Origin of the sequence: Streptomyces sp. 15-116A (genome assembly GCF_025290915.1) — a bacterium.
In the GTDB taxonomy this organism is placed as follows: domain Bacteria; phylum Actinomycetota; class Actinomycetes; order Streptomycetales; family Streptomycetaceae; genus Streptomyces.
Window position 1 is genome coordinate 1 of sequence record NZ_JAOCQE010000485.1, and the last position, 2,400, is coordinate 2,400.

Genomic DNA, 2,400 nt, shown 5'->3' on the forward strand with positions numbered 1-2,400 from the left:
GGCGCCGTCGGCTATCTTCACGGCGACGGCGCGGCCGTCGGGCAGGGCGGCGACCTGGACGCCCTCGAAGCCGTCCTTGGCGAGCAGCCCCGGCACGGCCCGCATCAGCGCGGCCACGTCACGGTCCGTGCCGGAGGCCATCTCGGGGTGCTGGCGCATCGCGTCGGCGACCCGGGCCTCGGGGGTGCCGGGCGCGGCGGTGGCGATCCGGGCGGTGGCGAGGGCGAGGCCGTGCAGGGAGACGGAGAACAGGGGCGCCCCGCAGCCGTCGACGGTCACCTGGGCGATGCGCTGTCCGGTGAGGTCCTCGACGATCTCGGCGATCGCCTGCTGGAGGGGGTGCGCGGGGTCCAGGTAGTCGTCCAGGGACCAGCCGTTCAGCACGCAGGTGAACAGCATGGCGGCGTGCTTGCCGGAGCAGTTCTGGGCGAGCCGGGACGGCGGCCGGCCCTCGCGGACCCAGGTGTCCCGCACGGCCGCGCCGAACGGCAGGTCCGGGACGTTGCGCAGGTGCTCCTCGGTGAGCCCGGCGGCCTCCAGGATGCGCCGCGCGCCCGCGATGTGGCGGTCCTCGGCGGAGTGGCTGGCCGCGGCGAGGGACAGCAGCTCGCCGTCGAGCGGGAGTCCGGCGCGGACCATGGCGACGGCCTGGAGCGGCTTGAGCGCGGACCGGGGGTAGAAAGCGGCCTCGGCATCGCCCAGCCGGAGCCCGGCCTCGCCGTCGGGGCCGAGGACGACGACGGAGCCGTAGTGGACGCCTTCCACCACCCCGCCGCGTACGAGGTGGGCGACGGGGGCGTGGAGGGGTTCGCGGATCGGGGGCGCGTCCGCGGGGAGGGTGCTGTACATCACTGCCTGCTGGTCGTGGGTCGGGGCGACGCGGGGCGGGCGCGGCGCACCAGGTCGGTGAGGGTGGACCGGACGCGGTCGAGGTGGTGGGTCATGGCCTCGGTCGCGTCGTGTTCGGAGCCGTCGATCAGGGCCTGGAGGATCGCCCGGTGCTCGCGGTCGGACTGCTCGCGGCGGCCGCCCATTTCGTTGAGGAAGGCGGACTGGCGGGCCAGCGCGTCCCGGAGCTCCTCGATGACCCGGCGGAACACCGGGTTCTGGGCCGCCTCGGCCACGGTCAGATGGAACTGGGCGTCCATGGCGACCCACGCGGCGGTGTCGGTCTCCCGCTCCATGCGGCGCAGCAGGTGGGTCAGGCGCTCCAGGTTCTCCGGGGTACGGCGCAGGGCGGCGTATCCGGCGACCGGGATCTCCACGTGGCGGCGCACCTCCAGCAGGTCGCCGGCCGTGTAGTCGCCGAAGGTGGGCTCCTCCACGGCGTTCGCGACGACGAAGGTGCCCTTGCCGGTCCGGGACACGGTCAGACCCATGGTCTGCAGCGCCCGCAGCGCCTCGCGCAGCACGGGCCGGGAGACCTCGAGGGTGCGGCACAGCTCGGCCTCGGAGGGCAGCTTGTCGCCGATCGCGTACTCGCCGCGCTCGATGGCGCCGCGCAGGTGGGCGAGCACGGCCTCCATCGCGCTGACGCGGCGCGGGCCCGGCACCCCACCTGTCTGGCTGTCTGACAGGTTCACGGGAGCGATGGTGCGGGCGCGGGGCGAGGACTGTCAAGCGGCGCCGGTCACGCCCAGATGCCCCACGCCAGTGCCAGGCCCGCACAGGCCGCGCCGAGACCGGCCGGCACACTTCCGGCGACGTTCGCCGCCGCCCGGCCGCGGGCTCCGGTCTCGATCAGTCGCAGGGTCTCCCAGGAGAAGGTCGAGTACGTCGTCAGCGCGCCGCACAGTCCGGTCCCCAGCAGCAACTGGAGCCGGGAGCCGACGGCACCCGCGGTCACCGCGCCGGTGACCAGGCCGAGGATCAGGCAGCCGGTGACGTTCACGGCGAAGGTCCCCCACGGGAAGCCCGACCCGTGCCGGGACTGCACCGCGCGGTCGGCGAGAAAGCGAAGGGGAGCGCCGATCATGGCGCCGGCGACGACCAGGAGCCAGTTCACGCGGGCCGGCCTTTCCTCAGGACGCATCGGGTCACGCGGGTCGCGAGCCACACAGCGGCAAGGGCGGTGAGCGGGGTCGCGGCGAGATACGCGAGCGCGGTGCCGGGACGGCCTCGGTCCAGCAGCTGCGCGACATCCACGGCGTACGTCGAGAAGGTGGTGAAGCCGCCGAGGACGCCGGTGCCGAGGAACGGGCGGACGAGCGGGTGGGCCCGGCGGGCCTCGGTGACGAGCACCATGAGGACGCCGATCAGCGCGCATCCGATGATGTTGACCCAGAAGGTGGTCCAGGGAAATCCGCTCGGCGGCGTGGGCCAGTGCAGGCCGGCCGCGTAGCGTGCAGCGGCCCCCGCTCCCCCGCCGAGGAGCGCCCCGTGTACGAGGAGTCCCCACGG

At 74.4% G+C, this 2,400-nt stretch carries 4 protein-coding genes; all 4 read right to left on the reverse strand.

The features are described from left to right. Positions 1 to 849 (reverse strand): asparaginase (locus tag N4P33_RS34675; protein WP_260830888.1); only part of this gene is annotated, 849 nt, incomplete at its 3' end. After that, positions 849 to 1,526, reverse strand: coding sequence for a FadR/GntR family transcriptional regulator (locus N4P33_RS34680; protein ID WP_260830891.1), 678 nt, complete (start codon positions 1,524 to 1,526; stop codon positions 849 to 851). The genes N4P33_RS34680 and N4P33_RS34675, both read right to left, overlap by 1 nt. A gap of 104 nt (positions 1,527 to 1,630) precedes the next feature. Then, positions 1,631 to 2,005 (reverse strand): fluoride efflux transporter CrcB, encoded by a 375-nt coding sequence (gene crcB / locus N4P33_RS34685; RefSeq protein ID WP_260830889.1) that lies wholly within the window; start codon positions 2,003 to 2,005, stop codon positions 1,631 to 1,633. Then, the coding region (gene crcB / locus N4P33_RS34690; protein ID WP_260830890.1) for a fluoride efflux transporter CrcB at positions 2,002 to 2,400 on the reverse strand (399 nt) is incomplete at its 5' end. The genes crcB (N4P33_RS34690) and crcB (N4P33_RS34685), both read right to left, overlap by 4 nt.

Bases quoted from the DNA above. Each gene is read 5' to 3' on its own strand.
- N4P33_RS34680 (WP_260830891.1), bottom strand. From the start codon at position 1,526: ATGGAGGCCGTGCTCGCCCACCTGCGCGGCGCCATCGAGCGCGGCGAG.